Genomic DNA, 17,730 nt, shown 5'->3' with positions numbered 1-17,730 from the left:
CTCCTAAAAATTTTTCTATCGCTTAGCTATTACGCCAGGGCTCAGGGCTGTATTTACGCAGCCAGAGCAACATGTAACTGTTGCAGCTTCGCGCGCACCGAGGTATCGAACACTTCGTCACCGACAACCACGCGCACGCCGCCGATCAAAGCATTGTCCACCTTGACGGTTGGCGTCAGCTTGCGACCGAATTTCTTTTCCAGCGTGACGACGACGTCCTTCAGCTGCGCATCAGACAACTCGAATGCGCTGGTGATTTCTGCGTCGGCTGCGCCTTCCTGTGCGTTTTTCAGCGCATGGAATTGCGTGGCGATCTCCGGCAACAACGCCAGACGACCGTTCTGCACCAGGGCGCTGACGAAGTTTTTCGCTTCGCCGCTGAGCGGTGTTTTCAGAACGGCAGCGAACGTGGAGGCGATCTGCTCATCCGACAGCGCCGGATTTTGCACGAACGCCTTGACGTCAGGATTGCTCGCGGCTTGCGCCATTTCGGAAACGAGATCGGCCCAGGCTGGCAGACTGCCGGCCTTGGCCACGCGATACAGAGCTTCTGCGTAAGGACGAGCGATCGTTGCGAGTTCGGCCATATTACAGCTCTGTTTTCAGTTGGTTCAGCAGGTCAGCATGCGCCGCTGCATTGACTTCACGCTTCAGGATCTGCTCGGCGCCTTTGACCGCGAGGGTCGCAACTTCGCCGCGCAACTCTTCACGCGCTTTGGTCACTTGCTGCTCTGCATCCGCCTTTGCATTGGCGATGATGCGCGCTGCTTCGTCGGAAGCGGTTTTCTTCGCTTCTTCGATGATCAGCTGAGCACGCTTTTCAGCGTCGCCGATACGTTTCTGGCCTTCGTCGCGTGCTGTCGCCAGCTCTGCCTGAACGCGCTTTTCAGCGGCAGCCAGGTCAGCCTTGCCGCGGTCTGCTGCAGCCAAGCCGTCCGCAATCTTCTTCGCGCGCTCATCGAGCGCCTTGATCAACGGCGGCCAGACGAATTTCATCGTAAAGCCGGCGAGGATGAAGAAGACCACGAACTGCGCAAACAATGTTGCATTTAAGTTCACGGTAATTTCCTTCTCAGAATATCGTGTGCCGAATCAATCAATCCGGCAAAAGTGAGAATCGGCTATGCCGCCCGAATTACTTCGCGATGAACGGATTTGCAAATGCGAACAACATGGCGATACCAACACCGATCAGGAACGCAGCGTCGATCAGACCGGCCAGCAGGAACATCTTGGTTTGCAGTGTGTTCATCAGTTCTGGCTGACGTGCAGATGCTTCGAGGTACTTACCGCCCATGATTGCGATACCGATACAAGCACCGATAGCACCCAGGCCAATGATCAAACCGCAAGCCAAAGCAACGAAAGAGACATCAGTCATGACAATTCCTTAGAAAGTTAAAGTTAATACGAAAATCAAAAAACAAACCAAAAAGCTAAAACCGTACAGCAGCCTTGTTAGTGCGCCTCATGCGCCTGGCCGAGGTAAACCAGTGTCAACATCATGAAAATGAATGCTTGCAACAGCACGATCAGGATGTGGAAAATTGCCCAGATCGAACCTGCGATGACATGGCCGACAAAGCCGAATGCCGTAGCAGCCGAACCCAGCAATGCGATCAGCAAGAACAACAGCTCACCCGCATACATGTTGCCGAACAACCGCATGCCCAGCGACACGGTCTTTGCAGCAAATTCAATGATATTCAACAGCAGATTGAAAGGCGCCAGCCAGATGCCGAACGGCGCCGCAAACAGTTCATGAATGAAGCCGCCCACACCTTTGATCTTGAAGCTGTAGTACAGCATCAGCGCAAGCACGCCCAGGGCGATGCCCAATGTACCGTTCAGGTCGGCGGTAGGAACGATGCGGTGATGGATTTCTTCCATGCCCGCCAGGCGCATGATGCCCGACACCAGATCGACAGGCAGGAAGTCCAGCGAGTTCATCAGGGCGACCCAGACGAACACGGTCAGCGCCAGCGGCGCGATGAAAGTACGGTCGCCGTGGACGATGGCCTTGGATTGGTCTTCGACCATCTCGACCACCATTTCGACGAATGCCTGGAAACGGCCCGGCACGCCCGAGGTGGCCTTGCGCGCAGCCAGGTACATGAACAGGCAGCCGACCACGCCGCAGAACACCGACCAGAAAATGGTGTCCATGTTGATAATCGAGAAATCGACAATCTTGTCTTGGTGTTGCGAGGAGAAATGTCCGAGATGGTGGACGATGTATTCTGAAGCAGTAGGTGCGTGCGCAGCAGCAGTCATGGTCGATGTCTAAACAGTAAAATTAAGTAACTTTTAAGCACCACGATGAAGCTCAGCACAAATGCGAGCCAGTTCACACCGCGATACAACCAAACAACTGCGCCCATGAGCGCAAGAGTCGTAGCAATCTTGATAAATTCCCCGAACAAAAACGTCATCGGGTTAGCCCCACCAGGCTTGCGAGTACTTGTATAGAGACGCAGGGCGAACAGGCCATTGGGAATGAAGCAACACATCCCGCCCAGCAATGCAGACCACAACGCAGATACCCCGCCCAGCAAACCAGCAATACATGCAGCGACGACCATGGCCACAAGCTGCAGAAGGATGATGCGCAGCATATATATCCAATATCGTGCAGGCCGCACTCATTATGAGCAGACGGCGGTTTAGAAGCCCGGCGATTATAAAGGCTTGCGTCCGAATCCGTCAAACTTTTAACGCACGATTACAGTGATATATCGTCAAGTTGCAGGTTAGTTGTCGGCTTTAACATACAGCTGCATTGTGAGCCAAAATCGGGCGAGGGACCATTACCTGCAAGGTAATGCAAAATACACCGAACAAACTTCGGGAATGCTGTCATCGGACTGACAAAAACGCGATCCGGATGGGCAAAAATGCACAAAACCAAGATGTGACTGAGATTGGTCAGACACTCATAAGGATGCCGCGAGTTACTCCTATTGCCTATCGCACACACCTGCTCAAGGCCATTCACATATTGAATTTTGGAGTTGAATCAATGCAAACACGAGTCTAAAAACACACGTTAACCCTATAATTTTTACTAAAACATGCAATGGACATGCATTAATTTGCTGGATGGGCTCAAAAAGGCTCGTGCAGGGCCAAAACATAGACACGTCGAATCAATTTCCAAGCAATGCACCTCTAACTTTGCCGAAATTTGGGCTCACTCCGTCCTGGCGAGACCCCCCCGCCAGTGGCACTGGCCGATTGTACGCATACTCGCGCCTATCTTATGGGATTCTTGTCGCCAATCCCGGCTTCAAAGCCGCTAGCATTGATTCCCAACCTGCTTCAACGTCAATTCACGGTAGCTAGACCAAACGGAGCTTAGGTAGCAGACATCACCTATATCCGAACTTGGCAGGGCTGCCTTTGCTTAGCCGTGGCGATGAACTTATTCTCTAGAAAATTGTTGGTTGAGCCGTCCGATCGACCATTCACAGCGAGTCAATCATTGATGCCATTGCCAAAACAGTGCGAAGCCGCCACGCTTGACCTGGCCGAATACATCGATGATTCTGCAACATGCTGCGACGACACAGTTATCTTGGCAGTGTCAGTCCGAACGAGTTTGAAGCGCGCACGCACGAAAATGAGCTACCTACCAAATTCCAGGTAACTCCACTCTGTTTTTCAGATCGTCATTCCACCCAGTCGGCAAGCTTGTTGAAATATAATGTTGGCGCCCGATAATTCTTATTTCAAGGCCTTCGATCTCATGACAAGCAAGCTCCAATCACCACTCCGGCAAAAAGTCGACATTTCTGACGCTGGATTGGCTGCCTTCACCAGGACGATTCTCGTTGCCCTCGCGATCATGTTCCTAGGCTGGATCTTATGGAATGCCTGGCATGCGATTCCTGCCGTAGACGATTTTTGCTACGGCGCCGGCGCTCAGGAACGCGGCATCATCCAGAATGTGGTCAACGAATACTTCACATGGGGTGGCCGCTTCTCCGCCACGGTACTGATCTCCGCCTTCGCTAGCATCGAATCGCTGCTGCTGGGCCACTACTACCTGGTTCCACTCGCCATCCTGACGCTGAACCTGCTGGCCGCCTGGCATTTTCTACGTGCCGTCAACCTGCGATCTCCCGCCTTTTTCATGCTGTTCTGCCTGATGCTAATGGCGACCTTCCGGATGCGGGAGTCGCTATTCTGGCTGTCTGGCGGAGCCACCTACGGAACGGCATGCGCGCTGCTGCTGGCATTGATCGCGGAAGAGTGGAAAATCTATTCGGGCGCAGTCGAACTTGGCGCAAAGCGGGTTGCCGCCTTGGCACTGGGCGGTTTCGTATTGGCAGGCCTTAATGAAGTGGCCTCGCTGTCGCATATGGTGCTGGTGTGCCTGTTGAGCGGCTCGCTGCTGTTCAAACAAAAACGTGACCGTCTGTACCTGATCGCAGCCCTGGTCACGATCTCAGGAACGATCGTCGCTGGTGCCGCCCCCGGGAACTTCGTGCGCGCAACCACGAAGATTCATGATGCCGGCATCCTGCACGCCGTCGGCGCGTCGCTGCGCATCCTCATTTCGAAATACGCAGTCGTCATTGTGGCTCATACGTTGGTCTTTTCCATCTTCATGTGGGCATGCCGCATCGACCATCGCTCCGGCCCCCGGCGCTCCCATATCGTTCCCATCGTTCTCTGCCTGATGCTAGCGCTTTGGGCTGGCATCTTCCCACGGGCCTATGCCCTCAACGACCTTGGCCCGGAACGCTCGAGGACGATCGACTTCCTATTTGTCAACCTGATCGCATGCCTGGCTGCGATCTGGCTCAACGACAAGCGCAGGACCCGCGACGACGCTCGACGCCCCATACTGGCCTCGATCATTGGCACAGTAGTGTTGGCCACCATCGCTTCCTTCTTCGTCCTGCCGAATGCGACAATCGCACCGATATGGAGCGAAATCCAGCAAAGTGCGAAGCTACGAGAACTGATGGATGCCCGCTTCGAGCTGGTCAATCGATCCGACCGTGGGTCCCTGACGGTAATGGCCTACACCCACGAACCCAGCCCCATCACCTACTTCAACGACATACGGAACGATGCGCGCGAATGGGAAAACGTCTGCTTCGCCAAGTATTTCCACCTGACGGATGTGACTGCACAATGATCGACATACAATGACGGTAACCAAGAAAATATCGCTGGTGGTCCCCTTCTACAATGAGGGGGGTGGCGTACATTCCTTTGCTCGTTCGATCGCCGCCATCCTGGCCGCGATCCACGGATACGACTTCGAGATCATCTGTATTGATGACGGCAGTAAGGACACTACGCTCCAGGAATTGATGCAGGTCCGATCGCTCGACCCGCGCTTCACGGTACTGGAGCTATCGCGCAATTTCGGCAAGGAAGCCGCCATGACGGCTGGCATCGACTACGCAGACGGTGACGCCGTGATTCCCATCGATGCGGATCTTCAGGATCCCCCCGAACTAATCAAAACAATGATCGCGCACTGGGAGCAAGGTGCCGAAGTCGTTCTGGCCAAGCGGGTTGACCGCAGCAGTGACTCCTATCTCAAACGCAAGACCGCGGCGTTGTTCTACCGTTTCCACAATACGCTGTCGGGCGTCAAGATCCCGGAGAACGTCGGCGACTTCCGCTTGATGGACCGCGTCGTCGTGAAAGCGCTCCGACAGCTTCCCGAGCGGCAACGCTTCATGAAGGGCTTGTTCGCCTGGGTCGGTTTCAAGACGGTAACGGTCGAGTACAAGCGGGAAGCGCGCGAAATCGGAATCACCAAGTTCTCTGGATGGAAACTGTGGAATTTCGCGCTAGAGGGCATCACCAGTTTCAGCACCACGCCGTTGAAGATCATGACCTATGTCGGTGCCATGGGAACGCTGGTGACGGCGTGCTACGCCCTGTACATTGTCATCAGGACCTTGGTTCACGGCGTTGACGTGCCCGGCTATGCCTCGCTGCTGGTCGCGATCCTCTTTACCGGCAGCCTACAGCTGGTCGGCATTGGCATACTGGGGGAATACATCGGACGTATCTATATGGAAAGCAAGCAGCGCCCCGTCTACGTGGTGCGCAAGCGCTACGCGGATGGCGACGACAGTGGCGGGCAGCTCCGTTACTCGGATAATGAATAGAACTTCCGTCGAGGAGAAGCGCGGACAACTGTCGCTGCTTCAATTCCTGGTCTTTGCCTTGGTAGGCGCGATAGGTACGCTGACGCACTACGCGGTGCTCTTGACACTGGTCGAACTCTGTGGAAAGTCCGCCGTAACAGGCACCGCTTGCGGAGCGCTGGCCGGAGCTCTGGTCAATTTCTTCCTCAACCACAAGCTCACCTTCCGCAGCGAGCAGAAATTCCGCAAGACCATTTTGCGCTTCTTGCTGATCGCCGGCGCCAGTCTGGCGCTTAATACCCTGCTGCTCCACCTTGTGCTGCAGGCCACCGACTGGGACTACCGGATCGCGCAACTGGGCGTGACAGCCCTGATCCTGGTTTTCAACTATGTGTTCAGCGCAGCTTGGGCATTTGCCGAACGAGAATAATAGGTTTGACCTCTTCATCCCGCCAAAAAAACTTTAGGTTGGCGTATGCACCTTCGGAGAAAGAATTAACAAAATGCAAACAATTTTAACGGGCGGACTCCCGTAGATGAGAGGCCTATCTACTTGATGGGACGCATGTACATGCCGAGCGGCATAATGATGATTCCCAAACCAGAGTGGTACGACACTCATAAAAATGCCGCGAACTGCCCCCATTACCCTGCCACATAAGGCGTCCAAGGCCATTCATGCATTGTTTTTTTGGAATGGCTTAGCCCAAAAGCGAATCACGAAACGCAAGCTTTCCCCATAATTTTGCCGAAGCATCAATTGGGGATGCATTAATTTGCCGATTGGCCTCAGAAAAGCTTAGTGGAGAGCTACATCACAGACACTTCGAGTTGGCTTGTCAGCAATGCCCCCTTAACTTTGCCGGAATCTGCGCGCTCCTTGTCCTAACGGGACACAGGCAAGCAACGGGAACGCTCGATTGTACGCGCAACACCCATACTCCGACCCGTGGCTTTAGGGAAAATGCTGCCAAGGCCTGCCTAGACAGCTGTATCGACGCAAAAAAGCAAAACGTTTCCATGAAGAAATGTTCGACGACATCAAAAAATCTCTGTCGTGTGAAAACGTTGATTTGCATCGAAAACTGACCCACTTAGGGAGTAACCCCCTCGGGCTGGACCAAGGCCAGTCGATGAATTGATACGCTTGTCGAGCCTTCTCCAGAGGAGCGACACCATGGCAGCACGAGGACCATATAGCCCGACCGCAGTCAGTAACATTGAAAGTCAACAAGAAGAATTTCGAACACGAATGTTGGCACTTCTTGCAGGGAACAGTTCGTTGAAGATGGAAATTACGAATATTCCAGCTGCGTCTGTAGATCCTTCCGAAAATTAATACGCATCAGCCCAAGCCCCGGAGCAGACTCGTCTTTTTCAGACTCTCCTACAACGACAGCTTGACTCCATTGAGGCAAACCTCGCCCTTTCACCCGACGCGCGCGAATTCATGGAGCGAACTGTCGCAGTGATTCAAGACGTCATCCGTGTAGTCAAAAAAGACTAATCTCGGAGGATGCACCATGGCTGGCGAGCAATTCGAATACAAGGGAAAGTAAGTCAGTATCCAAATGATGCAACGGGTGACGGAGTTAATAAGCAGCTTAGTCGAATGGTCGCTCGCCATGAAAAACTAAAACAAGGCAGACTTAGAGCGCTGGAGGGCGAAAATGCAGACTTGAAAGCTCGGATAGCTATCTTGGAGAGAGATGGAGTTGCTCCAAGATGATACGCTTTCAATGCCCTGCGATACTACGACAGGAAGTCGACTAGGAGGGATGTGCCACCAGCCGGCGGTACAAGGACCAAGCAATATCTGCAACAGGCTACATTCTAGGTTTCAGACCAGGTCGGATCTCCTTAATCGTCGCATCCAACTGAGCCATGTACTTTCGGAACATCGGATCGTGCAACGCCTTTCGAATCCCCGTCGCTCGAATCGCGGCGAGTTCGCCACCGCGCGCAATGCGTTCCTGATGTATCCGGTCGGCGTTTGTTCCGGGCGTGATAGTGGCACCGACAGCAACTTCCAATGACATCAGTCGTATCCATCTCCGGTAGAAGCCGTCCAAGTCGTGGAAGTTTTTCTTTATCGCAAGAGATATGCTCGCGGCAAGCGTCAGTAGTCGAGCGACTGCCGGGGGGTGTAGAACATTAGGCTGGTTTGTCCAGTCGATGCTCTTGGGCTTGATGAACACTGCTGCCGTCAATGCACCTGTCGATATTAGCGCGGCAAGAACACGCTGGAAACACTTGCGTTCGTCTGCCGACAGATTCTCTGCTTCATCCACTTCCCACAATTGACCCAGCAAGCTACTCACAGCGATGCGACATAAAGTTATGCCCAACAGGTCGGCATCACGCTCTAATGCTTGCCCGATAAGCCAAGCGCCGTCGACATCAATGGCGCCGCTCTCCGAATTTTCTGCGTGTGCTTGCCTAGGATACTGAGACTTATGCCCAGCAAGGTGATGTCCGGCCTCGTGCCCGGTGAAGAACGCTACTGCTGCAAAGTATAAGAAGGAGCTGAATGAGGTCGTAAAGCCGCCAGGTAAAGGACTCCTGGTTAGAAGACGCTGCATCAGAGTGGTATTCATGAGATCGGGAAACGCTTCCTCAAAACGTTCTGCTACGCTATCAACCCGATCACGCAGAAGCTCCATCAGACCTTCGCTAAAAACGATCCAGTCCCTGCCAGATCCACTCCAAACGGCTAGGGCATTTTTTGTTGCAGAACTCGATATGGCTGCAACAAGTTTCTCAGGCTCCGCTTTGTACATCGACCGGGCCTTTTGAACTACCCAATTCATCACGTCTGTAGTAGTAGTAACAAGAGGTGATTTGTTCGGCGCGGAAAGATCGCTCGTGCCAAAGTGGATTGTAAGTTGCTGTTGCAAGTCAGCGTCTGTCTGGGCTAAGACGAGGTTGCTGGCGAAATTGTGACGTGGAGTTGTCATCATTTAGTATGGTGTGTGCAATGGCAACGCAAAGGGTAAAGCTCCCAAATTACTTCTACTTGACTATTCTAACGGTCCCTAGATCTACACACCGACACTGACATGTCAGCTTTTTCCGATTGCGGATATCAAGTTACGCTCCCTATCCTTTCGCTACTGCGTTGGCCTATTTGGGTAAGCGCTGATCCTATGAAATTCTTCGCCGATTAATTTACCAGACAGCGGTAACTTATCCAGCCTAATGAGACATTTTCATTAAAGAAAGTAGTTGCGATCCTGCCGTAAGCTATCGAGACGCCTTAGCATCCGTTTTTGAGCATCCGCAAATCGAGCTCTATTTTCAGGGATCTTCTCGGTGGAAAAATAGGTATCAAAAGCACGGGTACGAAACAGATCTCGCTCTAATCGCCTCCATTGACGCTTGAGAAATCCCATACTTTGGCACTTCCCTTCAGCTCGAAGCATCCGATAGGCGACGCGAGTTCTTTTTTTGAGAGCCGTGCGTGTTGATGACATTTTTGCGTAGTTATATAGCGTACGCTCGTAATCAACTGGCCCTTAATTTCGTGGACACAACCGACTAACATTACGTTCGCAATCGGCCAGAAGCGGCTCATCTGTTCCACCCTTTCCTAGCAACATACTTACCCGTACGCGAAATCTGTTGCCGGAAGCTTTTCATTGCTTCATGACACTGTTACAGTGGCGCAAAACAATCGAGTAGCCTGTCTTTCGCTCACATTAATTTCACTTTTTCCGGAGCCCGCTTGTCCTTCGTGTGGGTGAGGGAGGTAGCTTATTTGCGCCATGCGTTAGAACGTGGAAATACGAGAGCTATCTCATTACCATGACATCACCAGCTCCTGAATCTCGCCAACAAAATACAGCCCCCCTGGAAACAGCAGAAAACGCTAGCGCTATTAGCGCGCGTCGACCAGACGGCGTTACTGTACTTGTCTATTTCATGCTGTTCCACTTAGGCGGTACCGCAATCTATTTTCTACTGTTTGGCCGCTACATGCAGGAGGTTGCGATTCTTCCCCGCGCGCCGATAGGCAGTCGCTTGCAATGGCAATTATTTGAAGCATGGAACTGTGCCAACTTCTTCATCGCTATCGGACTCCTGTGGGCACAGCGATGGGCGCGATGGGGATACATCATTGGAGGACTGTTAGGTTTCTCGCTCATTTTTTTCATGTATCAACAGACGCAAAAAATTCTCTTTGTAGAGCTGCTGTTTTCTGTCCCTTGCTTCGTCGTATTCGTCTATCTGCTTTATCGCAAAGACGCTCACCTTTACTTTTCGTCGCCAACGACACTTCAGCGGCCACGCACTCCCCTCCGGCGCCGACTAGGCGCATGTTTGTATGTGCTGACCACAATCTTTGCATTCTGGAGTCTCAATGCGATTGTCTTGGGAATTACCGAGATATATCCACAAACACTCTATCGAGACAAGCTAGCCTTTCTTGCGTTGCCTATGATTGCTATTGCCGAATGGATAGGGAAGACCCCTGGTGTCGTGTCCAGAGTAAGTAACTTGGCTATCGCCTTCTCCGTGTATCTGATGCAGATATTTCTTTATAAATACGCTTCTCCCTACACTGCGCAGATTGGGCCATCTCTTTGGCAACTCAGGAATTGGGCTATCGGGGTCAGTAGCGTCTCGATCGTTCTTCTTTACTTACAATTCCGACGATACCGACAGCAGCTCTCGACCAAAAGCTGAAATACTTTAACTAAATTCTCACTGCCACCCGACTAGGTTCTTGGAAGCCCATTCATCCAGTAAAAATATGCGGATCAACGTTTTTCGTCAGGCATGCTGCTCAGCAGATGATCAAATGGGCAATCTCGAGGCCATCCACAGGGTAAGTAGTAGCACGACGCTTAAAGCCTTGTTACAGGAAATATGTGCAAAGGATTTCTTACAGTATTCGTCCACTAACGATCGCCTCAGCGTCGAGGTGGATGGCCGACAGCTCGCGGAAGTCTACCCGTCAGGTGAGGTTCGCTGGAAAGCAGATACGTCGCCAGAGGCACCGGTGGGACTAGTAATAGGCCAGAGTTCTCTACATTTTGTCTTTCGCTTGGGTGCCCACGGCGACGTCAATGTCAAACGTCGATCGCAAGAACCTCCATCAAATTACCAAATCGGCGCAATGCAACTCGACCGGCGTATGTACGGTGGAATTGGGGCCTTTTTCGGACTGGTCATGGCGTGGATACTGCTCCATACTGTTTTGGAGACCTTCTATTTCGATCGTATGGAAAAGTGGCTCATCTGTCTTCTTGGCATCATTGCGGGATCTATTGTCGGGCGAATCGTCGCATCGGGGAAATGGCCGGCTCTGTAGGTTTTGCATGGACGTTCGCAATCGGCCAGTTGCAGACTTCTCTCCTAAAGCCAAGAGCATAAAAATATGAACGAAGTTGATGCAAAAAATAGCCCCTTTCGCCTCCCGACAGACTTGGAGATTGATGCTGCTGAAAATAGTTTAGGGATGAAATTTCATCCGGACTATCGAAAGTTTCTTCTTAGTGGAGGAGACGTAGCGAATGCAGTGTTCACTCCAGCAGTCGTTTTGCCAGGGTCGGGATACTGTGACTTGGTGGAGATTGCAGAAACCGCATGGAAAGTGATGGGAGTTCCTCGTCACTATTTACCGTTTATCGAAGATAACGGCGACTATTTTTGCATTACGTCCGACGGAGATATTGTGTATTGGTCTCACGACGGCGCAACAAGCGAACGATGGTCAACGCTCGAGCTGTGGTATCAACAGGTATGTGTGGAACGAAAGTGAATTAGCTCGTCCGCTTTCAGCCAGAAGCGGTCGTCTCTGCAAGAGCGTTTTTTGCGGAATGCAGTATGCGATGATAAAGCTGTGATTCACAATTACGTTAATTTGACTCTAAGATGAGAATCTTTCCGCCAGTTGAAAAGAAGGTTAGAGCTACATTCCCAGCTCAAGAAGCCGAAGTAGCTATTTCTGCATTGTCTGGTATGACAATGCCGCCTCTCGACAAGGAGTGGACGGCGACCCGTGCACGCGTTCAGGTAGCGATTTTTATGTCATCTAAGGCGCACCTTGAAAGATTGTTGGCCGGCGTTGCCGGCGCAGAGATTGATTGGAGAGATATTTTAGTGAGTAGTGGTCTTGCCGAGTCGAATTGGCCGCAGGTCGCAAAAGATGCAGGCTTTGATATCCAGATAGGCGAGGCGACGTAGCTTTTTCTAAGTCCGCAGTCGGCCAGAAGCTGACCTTCGATCCAAGCCCTAATCTCTCTATGTTCATGTTCCACTGAGAAGAATCAAACGATGATCCGTTCAAAAAATGAAATTCTGTCTAATATCGACAAGTTTGAACCCAGCGCAGAGGGTAATTGGCTCGGTTTAGATACCCTCCTTGCCGAACTTTGGCAGTCGACCAAAATATCTGAGGACTGTTTGCCAGTCCTGTTCCGCGTGTTTGAGAGATTTCCAGATGACCCAAGTGCTGAGGTTTGTTGGGGAATTATTCATGGAATAGAATCAGCTAACCTCGACTATGAAAAACAACTGCGGGAGTCGTTGTTGAGGCAACCTTCTCATCTTGGGAAGATCATGCTCTTTCGTCTCGAAAAATCGAAGGTCTCTGCACAGCAGATTTAAAAATCTTCGTTGGGTGAAGGCAGCGTCCGCAATCGGCCAGAAGCGGACCTACATTGAGAATCATATGTGATCTGAACTCAGACTTTAGACAGCATTGCCATGAACCCAACCTTAACTATCTGTGCAAACGGACATGTATCTCTCGATTTCGGCGATTACAATTCAGTGGCATACAAACAGGCATGCGCCAAGCTTGAAAACGAATTGGGATTCATTAGGCATGGAGATACCCTTATCGGTTTCGATGAAGGCATAAACCCCTCGTTCTTACGTGCCGACCTTGAAATCTCTAGCGGCTGGGATAACTGGAAGGGCAGTTATCTGCTCGCGAATTCAGATACGGGCGATGTAATACTCAGGTATTTGTATGCTGAACTTATATAACGAGCTTTTAAGCCAATCTATGCTCGCTATAACTTATCTTTGACGATGGCCAATTCGTGGCCTGTGAGTAGAGAACGGATGGTCACTTGAAGTCCGCTTCCGGCCAGAAACGGACATCTTACAAATACAAAAGTCTAAGAAGGATTCGAATGAACAGCGACGAAATCTATGAAAAAGTGACGACATCGGCAGATAGATTCGGCGCTGGCAATCCCCAGCAATTCGCATTTCTTGCATCCGTGCTTGCTAAGTGCGAGCAACAGCAAGTGGCTAAAGCGCTTATCAATATTTTCAAGCAGGAAAATTCCTATGAACGTCAGGAATTGGGTGGTCAACTCTTGGTTAAGATACAACCTCGTTATGCTGCCGATGTGCACGTAATAATTCAGTCGGTACTTGGTCATTGGAATCGTAGTGTCGAACAGCTCCCTCACTACCTCGCATCTACGTATGGCGTCGATATTTGCAACCAGTGCTTGGAAGGGATATTGGAGTTAGAGCCCGACGAGAACAAACGTAATGAACTAAAAACGATGTTGTGGTGGATACGCAATCAGCATAACTGAAGATGTCCGTAATCGGCCAGATGCAGACATCGAGAAAGTCATACTGAGCGACTTCTTGTGCTCCGAAAGCCCCCAATGTGCGCCCAGTGGACGACTTCGATCACTGCGCTTCCTCTAGGTCTGCGGTCCCATAGACGGGTTAAACGCGCCAGCCAACCGTATCTGTATCAATTCCAGTAGCGCCCGGACACGCGCCGTCACGGAATGGCGATGACTGTATGCCCCCAACAACTTCAGTGGCGCAGGACACAGGTCCAGTGGCACCTCCTGCAATCGCCCCGTAGCAAGGTCTTCCTGGCAAGGATAGGCCGCCACAATCGCGAAGCCGATGCCTTGCCGTGCGCCTGCCACAGCAAGTTCTCCGCTATTGACTCGGTAACGGCTGCGGACCGGCACCTTGACGATTTCGCCCGTAGCGTCCTGAAACTGCCAGGGCTGGCCCTTCAGCGCACTAAGGGTGGTGATGCAGGGCAGAGACTTCAGTTCGCGCACATGGTGTGGGATGCCAGTCTTGGCCAGCAATGAGGGGGCGGCAACCACGATGCTGGGCAGTGTGGCGAGTTCGCGGGTGATGAAAGCACTGTCCTCCTGATGGCCCCGGTGGAAGACAATGGAAAGGTCGACATCCTCTCGAAGTGCCTCCAGCCCGGTCATCCGGGTATCGCATTCGAGCTCGATGCCTGGATGGAGGCTACAGAATTCGGCGAGGATGGGCGCCAGCAGCCTTGGTGCCTCTCCGGGCATGCACATCTTCAGCGGACCGCGCAGTTCGCGCTGTACTGCACCCAGCTCTTCCTGCGTGGAGAGCAGGGTGTCGAGCAAGGGCTTTACTCGTTCGTAGAGCAGTCGACCGGCTTCCGTCATACGCAGGTGACGGGTGCTTCGCTCCAGCAGGCGTGTGCCGAGTCTGCGCTCCAGTGCGGCAACGTGGCGGCTGACGTTGGAGGAAGGCATGGCCAATAGACGCGATGCGCCGGCAAAGCTCTGCTCATCAACCACTGCCGCATAGACGCGGACAGCATTCAGATCGAGTGCATCGCGCATTGATTATCCCGTTTAAGGTATGAAAATGTCCCATTTTTGCATGCTAGTTCTCTGTAGTGGTGAAATTTAAGATGCCCTTTTTCCCGATGTGACGCGGTGGAGCGTGCATCGGGCACCGTATGGACAAGGAGAGCTTCAGCATGGAAATTGGAATACTTGGCGGCGGCATTGCGGGCCTGAGCGTGGCACTGGCATTGCACAAGCAGGGTTACAGCCCTCGGATCTATGAGCGCCGTGCGGTGCCGGCAACCATGGGGGCCGGTGTGACGCTTTGGCCCAATGCCAGCTTTGTGCTGGGAGAACTGGGACTCCTGCAAGACATTGAAGCCATTGGCGGTCGGCCGCTGACAATGCGTCGCCAGGATGCTGCGGGAAATGCACTGGGGGGCCTCGATATTGGCTTACTGGACCGGACGATGGGGTACCCAACCTACACGGTGCTGCGCAGGCACTTGCAGGAGGTGTTGCTGGACCATGCAGCACGGGCGGGGATTCCGGTGGAATTCGGGCGCCGGGCCGTGGCCATTGAGCTGGATGCTCATGGCAGAGCCGTGGCCCATTTCGAAAATGGCACGAGCATCTGCCCGGATCTACTCATTGGCGCGGATGGCCGCATGGAGTCAGTGGCGCGCAAGTTTGTCGCGGGTGACAACAGACCAATCTATCAAGGCTTTGTGAACTGGATCGGTGTAGCGCAGGGGCCGCATGCGCTGGTGGACGATATTTCGATTCAGGACTTCTGGGGCGCGGGCGAGCGCTTTGGTTGCGTGGCGATTCGCCCCGATCTGGTGTATTGGGCCGCGGCGCAGGCACGGCCCCTGAATGAGGCCACGCCCACCGCAGGTATGCACAAGAAGGAGGTCGAGAATCTGTTCGCGCAATGGCCTGAGCCGGTCTCAAACATCATCCGTGCCACGCCCGAGAATGCCATCCGGCTGATTGCAGTGCATGATCTGGAGCCGTTGCATACATGGAGTCGAGCGAATGTACTGCTGGTCGGGGATGCCGCACACGCGCCGTTGCCGACGTCGGGGCAAGGAGCCTGCCAGGCGCTGGAAGATGCGTGGCATTTGGCCCGGTGCCTGGATGGTGCGAGTGGAGGCCTGGAAGAAATATTCCAGGCGTTTGCGACAATTCGCGGCCCCAAAACCACAAGGCTGGCGGAACAGGGCCGGTTCTTCGCGCGCGAATTGTTCGCCACAGATCCTGAAACATGTCGCATCCGCAACGAGAGAGCCAAGGCGTCCGATCCTGTGCGTGACGTGCAGGTCTTGGCAGCCGGATGGGGACAAGGCCTGCCGATGCCTGGTGGCGCTGACAGCACGTCAGCGAAGGAAGGTGGCTTTAGCAACCTGTACCGCATTGAATGATGTGTGCTGAATTCCGCACGGATAGAAAGTCATGTCCCTAGAAGTCAGCTAACGGCCAGGAGCGGTCATAGCTCTTTTCATCATTCATAAGAGAAGAGCTATGGTCATGCGAATGCGGCGAATCTTGAAGGCACTTAAGAACTACGAGTATGCTCAGCTGACTTTAGCTGCGAGTACCGGAACTTTCCAGGCGATGATCTGGAACGAACCAGAGCACGGCAAGCACGACATAGATGACGTTACCGGCCAGGGGATTCCAGACTGACAAGGGAATGGCCAGCGCGTACAACAAGATCGAGGCGGAGTTCTTTATGCCTTTGCCGCTGGCTTTCGCCAGCCGGGAGTCGCCCCCTTCCCCTGCAATCAACGTACGCCGCAACACCAGAAACGCTATCGAGCACATGAGCAGCACTGCGCCGTAAGAGGCTACCGGTACAGGATCGCGATGATGCTCCGCGACCCAATTGGTGACGAAGGGGATCAGTGACAGCCAAAACAACAAATGCAGGTTGGCCCAGAGAATGCGACTGTTGACGTGGCTGACCAGTTGCAGCAGATGATGGTGATTGACCCAGTAGATGCCGACATAAGTGAAGCTCAGCGCGTAGCTGAGAAATTGTGGGGCCAGTTTGAGCAACTCGCCCAAACCCGCCCCGTGTGGCATCTGGAGGCCCAGCACCATGATCGTGATGGCGATGGCGATGACGCCGTCGCTGAATGCTTCCAGTCGTGCTTTATTCATGGGACCACAGCATCCATGGAAACGTGCCTGGCGTCAATCCTCTCGAGCACGATCAAGCCCAGCAAGACAGGACGGGCATTCTCACTCCTGCAAAGTCCCAGGCGTGGGACCACAATCGGCCGGAAGCAGACCTAAGCGGCAAAAAAATAGCCCAACTAAATTGGGCTATTTTTGCGAGTAGAAATTATCCCGTTTTAGTGACTGCATAAAATCACCAAAAAATAGGCCGCTCCGCAAAAAAGTGCGTTGCGGAGCAAAAAAGAAAAGGCCCACCGAACGGTGGGCCTTTTCTTTTGAAACTTGGTGCTGGCTGCAGGACTTGAACCCGCCACCCCCTGATTACAAGTCAGGTGCTCTACCAGATGAGCTAAGCCAGCAAAAACTGAGACCGCGATTATAACCTATTTAATTCTGGTTAGTACAGGCCTTCCGCCTTTTTTTGGTGGTTCCGGTTCATTATCCGGCGCCGGCTTGCTGCCAGCGTCGTTTTTATCAGCAGTCGGGACCGATGCCAGTCCCGGCGCCGGTGCGGATTCCGGGGCATCTTCGGTGTCGCCGACGGCCAGCACGGACGGTGCTTCGAAGGCCATGCCCTGGCCGTTTTCACGAGCGTAAATCGCGATGACGTTTTCGACCGGGACCGAGATGTCGCGCGAGACGCCGCCGAAACGGGCGCTGAAATTGATGAAGTCGTTGTCCATCTTGAGGCCGCTGGTGGCTTCAAAGCTGATGTTCAGGACGATCTCGCCGTTCTTGACGAATTGCATGGGGACGCGTGTGCTGGCGTCCACGACGACCGCGATGTGCGGCGTGTAGCCGTTGTCCGTGCACCATTCGTAAATGGCGCGCAGGAGATAGGGTTTGGTAGACACTTCTGGCATGACGTAAACCGATCC

General features: G+C 52.9%; 20 protein-coding genes and 1 tRNA gene. 11 read left to right on the top strand and 10 right to left on the bottom strand.

Features of this window, described 5'->3' with window-relative positions:
• Positions 1–53: 53 nt before the first annotated feature.
• The 5 genes from F506_RS03750 to F506_RS03730 all read right to left on the bottom strand — a co-directional run bounded on the left by F506_RS03750 (position 54) and on the right by F506_RS03730 (position 2,615).
• Positions 54–587 carry a F0F1 ATP synthase subunit delta gene (locus F506_RS03750; RefSeq protein WP_053195398.1) on the bottom strand — a complete coding sequence of 178 codons (534 nt, stop codon included), beginning with the start codon at positions 585–587 and terminating at the stop codon, positions 54–56.
• 1 nt (position 588) lies between these two features.
• Positions 589–1,059, bottom strand: coding sequence for a F0F1 ATP synthase subunit B (locus F506_RS03745; RefSeq protein ID WP_034296260.1), 471 nt, complete (start codon positions 1,057–1,059; stop codon positions 589–591).
• Between the two features lie 76 nt (positions 1,060–1,135).
• Entirely contained in the window at positions 1,136–1,381 is a 246-nt protein-coding gene (atpE, locus tag F506_RS03740; RefSeq protein ID WP_006461334.1) for a F0F1 ATP synthase subunit C, read from the bottom strand.
• Between the two features lie 77 nt (positions 1,382–1,458).
• Positions 1,459–2,274, bottom strand: a complete 816-nt coding sequence (gene atpB / locus F506_RS03735; RefSeq protein WP_053195397.1) for a F0F1 ATP synthase subunit A — start codon at positions 2,272–2,274, stop codon at positions 1,459–1,461.
• Positions 2,271–2,615 (bottom strand): ATP synthase subunit I, encoded by a 345-nt coding sequence (locus F506_RS03730; RefSeq protein ID WP_053195396.1) that lies wholly within the window; start codon positions 2,613–2,615, stop codon positions 2,271–2,273. The genes atpB and F506_RS03730 overlap by 4 nt, the downstream gene beginning before the upstream one ends.
• A gap of 1,088 nt (positions 2,616–3,703) precedes the next feature.
• Here F506_RS03730 and F506_RS03725 point away from each other — a divergent pair.
• The 4 genes from F506_RS03725 to F506_RS23835 all read left to right on the top strand — a co-directional run bounded on the left by F506_RS03725 (position 3,704) and on the right by F506_RS23835 (position 7,455).
• Positions 3,704–5,146: a DUF6056 family protein gene (locus F506_RS03725; RefSeq protein ID WP_053195395.1), complete on the top strand. Its 1,443-nt coding sequence runs from the start codon at positions 3,704–3,706 to the stop codon at positions 5,144–5,146.
• 10 nt (positions 5,147–5,156) lie between these two features.
• The gene (locus F506_RS03720; protein WP_053195394.1) at positions 5,157–6,137 is read left to right on the top strand and encodes a glycosyltransferase family 2 protein; all 981 of its coding nucleotides are present in this window, start codon (positions 5,157–5,159) and stop codon (positions 6,135–6,137) included.
• Positions 6,130–6,546, top strand: a complete 417-nt coding sequence (locus tag F506_RS03715; RefSeq protein ID WP_053195393.1) for a GtrA family protein — start codon at positions 6,130–6,132, stop codon at positions 6,544–6,546. The genes F506_RS03720 and F506_RS03715 overlap by 8 nt, the downstream gene beginning before the upstream one ends.
• Before the next feature lie 747 nt (positions 6,547–7,293).
• Positions 7,294–7,455 (top strand): DUF6680 family protein, encoded by a 162-nt coding sequence (locus tag F506_RS23835; protein WP_407638213.1) that lies wholly within the window; start codon positions 7,294–7,296, stop codon positions 7,453–7,455.
• Positions 7,456–7,942: 487 nt separating this feature from the next.
• Here the strand turns inward: F506_RS23835 and F506_RS03710 are convergent, their stop codons facing one another.
• Positions 7,943–9,076 (bottom strand): hypothetical protein, encoded by a 1,134-nt coding sequence (locus tag F506_RS03710; RefSeq protein ID WP_053195392.1) that lies wholly within the window; start codon positions 9,074–9,076, stop codon positions 7,943–7,945.
• 844 nt (positions 9,077–9,920) lie between these two features.
• Between F506_RS03710 and F506_RS03705 the strand changes: the two genes are divergently transcribed.
• From F506_RS03705 to F506_RS03680, 6 genes are all read left to right on the top strand, one after another.
• Entirely contained in the window at positions 9,921–10,802 is an 882-nt protein-coding gene (locus tag F506_RS03705; protein ID WP_144423989.1) for a hypothetical protein, read from the top strand.
• Positions 10,803–10,842: 40 nt separating this feature from the next.
• On the top strand, positions 10,843–11,430 hold the full coding sequence (locus F506_RS03700; protein WP_144423988.1) for a hypothetical protein: 588 nt from the start codon (positions 10,843–10,845) through the stop codon (positions 11,428–11,430).
• A gap of 66 nt (positions 11,431–11,496) precedes the next feature.
• Positions 11,497–11,880, top strand: coding sequence for an SMI1/KNR4 family protein (locus F506_RS22515; RefSeq protein ID WP_083457563.1), 384 nt, complete (start codon positions 11,497–11,499; stop codon positions 11,878–11,880).
• A 113-nt stretch (positions 11,881–11,993) separates the two neighbouring features.
• A complete protein-coding gene (locus F506_RS03695) occupies positions 11,994–12,305 on the top strand; it encodes a hypothetical protein (RefSeq protein WP_144423987.1) in 312 nt (103 codons plus the stop codon).
• Between the two features lie 90 nt (positions 12,306–12,395).
• The gene (locus F506_RS03690; RefSeq protein ID WP_053195388.1) at positions 12,396–12,728 is read left to right on the top strand and encodes a hypothetical protein; all 333 of its coding nucleotides are present in this window, start codon (positions 12,396–12,398) and stop codon (positions 12,726–12,728) included.
• A gap of 533 nt (positions 12,729–13,261) precedes the next feature.
• Complete coding sequence (locus F506_RS03680) at positions 13,262–13,678, top strand: hypothetical protein (protein ID WP_053195386.1); 417 nt, start codon at positions 13,262–13,264, stop codon at positions 13,676–13,678.
• Between the two features lie 114 nt (positions 13,679–13,792).
• Here F506_RS03680 and F506_RS03675 read toward each other — a convergent pair whose 3' ends face one another.
• Complete coding sequence (locus tag F506_RS03675) at positions 13,793–14,722, bottom strand: LysR family transcriptional regulator (RefSeq protein WP_053195385.1); 930 nt, start codon at positions 14,720–14,722, stop codon at positions 13,793–13,795.
• Between the two features lie 140 nt (positions 14,723–14,862).
• Here F506_RS03675 and F506_RS03670 point away from each other — a divergent pair, with 140 nt between their 5' ends.
• On the top strand, positions 14,863–16,092 hold the full coding sequence (locus F506_RS03670) for an FAD-dependent monooxygenase (RefSeq protein WP_053201226.1): 1,230 nt from the start codon (positions 14,863–14,865) through the stop codon (positions 16,090–16,092).
• 163 nt (positions 16,093–16,255) lie between these two features.
• On the opposite strand, the gene F506_RS03665 is transcribed toward F506_RS03670, so the two are convergent.
• The 3 genes from F506_RS03665 to F506_RS03655 form a co-directional block, all read right to left on the bottom strand.
• Positions 16,256–16,834, bottom strand: a complete 579-nt coding sequence (locus F506_RS03665) for a TMEM175 family protein (protein WP_053195384.1) — start codon at positions 16,832–16,834, stop codon at positions 16,256–16,258.
• A gap of 301 nt (positions 16,835–17,135) precedes the next feature.
• Positions 17,136–17,211 (bottom strand) — tRNA-Thr (locus F506_RS03660).
• Between the two features lie 24 nt (positions 17,212–17,235).
• Positions 17,236–17,715, bottom strand: coding sequence for a ClpXP protease specificity-enhancing factor (locus F506_RS03655; protein ID WP_053195383.1), 480 nt, complete (start codon positions 17,713–17,715; stop codon positions 17,236–17,238).
• Between the last annotated feature and the right edge of the window lie 15 nt (positions 17,716–17,730).

This window comes from Herbaspirillum hiltneri N3 (genome assembly GCF_001267925.1).
In the GTDB taxonomy this organism is placed as follows: domain Bacteria; phylum Pseudomonadota; class Gammaproteobacteria; order Burkholderiales; family Burkholderiaceae_D; genus Herbaspirillum; species Herbaspirillum hiltneri.
This window is presented reverse-complemented; position numbering and strand designations above follow the sequence as displayed.

Bases quoted from the DNA above. Each gene is read 5' to 3' on its own strand.
- F506_RS03730 (WP_053195396.1), bottom strand. From the start codon at position 2,615: ATGCTGCGCATCATCCTTCTGCAGCTTGTGGCCATGGTCGTCGCTGCA.
- F506_RS03705 (WP_144423989.1), top strand. From the start codon at position 9,921: ATGACATCACCAGCTCCTGAATCTCGCCAACAAAATACAGCCCCCCTG.
- F506_RS03675 (WP_053195385.1), bottom strand. From the start codon at position 14,722: ATGCGCGATGCACTCGATCTGAATGCTGTCCGCGTCTATGCGGCAGTG.
- F506_RS03655 (WP_053195383.1), bottom strand. From the start codon at position 17,715: ATGCCAGAAGTGTCTACCAAACCCTATCTCCTGCGCGCCATTTACGAA.
- F506_RS03665 (WP_053195384.1), bottom strand. From the start codon at position 16,834: ATGAATAAAGCACGACTGGAAGCATTCAGCGACGGCGTCATCGCCATC.
- F506_RS03710 (WP_053195392.1), bottom strand. From the start codon at position 9,076: ATGATGACAACTCCACGTCACAATTTCGCCAGCAACCTCGTCTTAGCC.
- F506_RS03690 (WP_053195388.1), top strand. From the start codon at position 12,396: ATGATCCGTTCAAAAAATGAAATTCTGTCTAATATCGACAAGTTTGAA.
- F506_RS03695 (WP_144423987.1), top strand. From the start codon at position 11,994: ATGAGAATCTTTCCGCCAGTTGAAAAGAAGGTTAGAGCTACATTCCCA.
- F506_RS22515 (WP_083457563.1), top strand. From the start codon at position 11,497: ATGAACGAAGTTGATGCAAAAAATAGCCCCTTTCGCCTCCCGACAGAC.
- atpB (WP_053195397.1), bottom strand. From the start codon at position 2,274: ATGACTGCTGCTGCGCACGCACCTACTGCTTCAGAATACATCGTCCAC.
- F506_RS03680 (WP_053195386.1), top strand. From the start codon at position 13,262: ATGAACAGCGACGAAATCTATGAAAAAGTGACGACATCGGCAGATAGA.
- atpE (WP_006461334.1), bottom strand. From the start codon at position 1,381: ATGACTGATGTCTCTTTCGTTGCTTTGGCTTGCGGTTTGATCATTGGC.
- F506_RS03720 (WP_053195394.1), top strand. From the start codon at position 5,157: ATGACGGTAACCAAGAAAATATCGCTGGTGGTCCCCTTCTACAATGAG.
- F506_RS03725 (WP_053195395.1), top strand. From the start codon at position 3,704: ATGTTGGCGCCCGATAATTCTTATTTCAAGGCCTTCGATCTCATGACA.
- F506_RS23835 (WP_407638213.1), top strand. From the start codon at position 7,294: ATGGCAGCACGAGGACCATATAGCCCGACCGCAGTCAGTAACATTGAA.
- F506_RS03715 (WP_053195393.1), top strand. From the start codon at position 6,130: ATGAATAGAACTTCCGTCGAGGAGAAGCGCGGACAACTGTCGCTGCTT.
- F506_RS03670 (WP_053201226.1), top strand. From the start codon at position 14,863: ATGGAAATTGGAATACTTGGCGGCGGCATTGCGGGCCTGAGCGTGGCA.
- F506_RS03750 (WP_053195398.1), bottom strand. From the start codon at position 587: ATGGCCGAACTCGCAACGATCGCTCGTCCTTACGCAGAAGCTCTGTAT.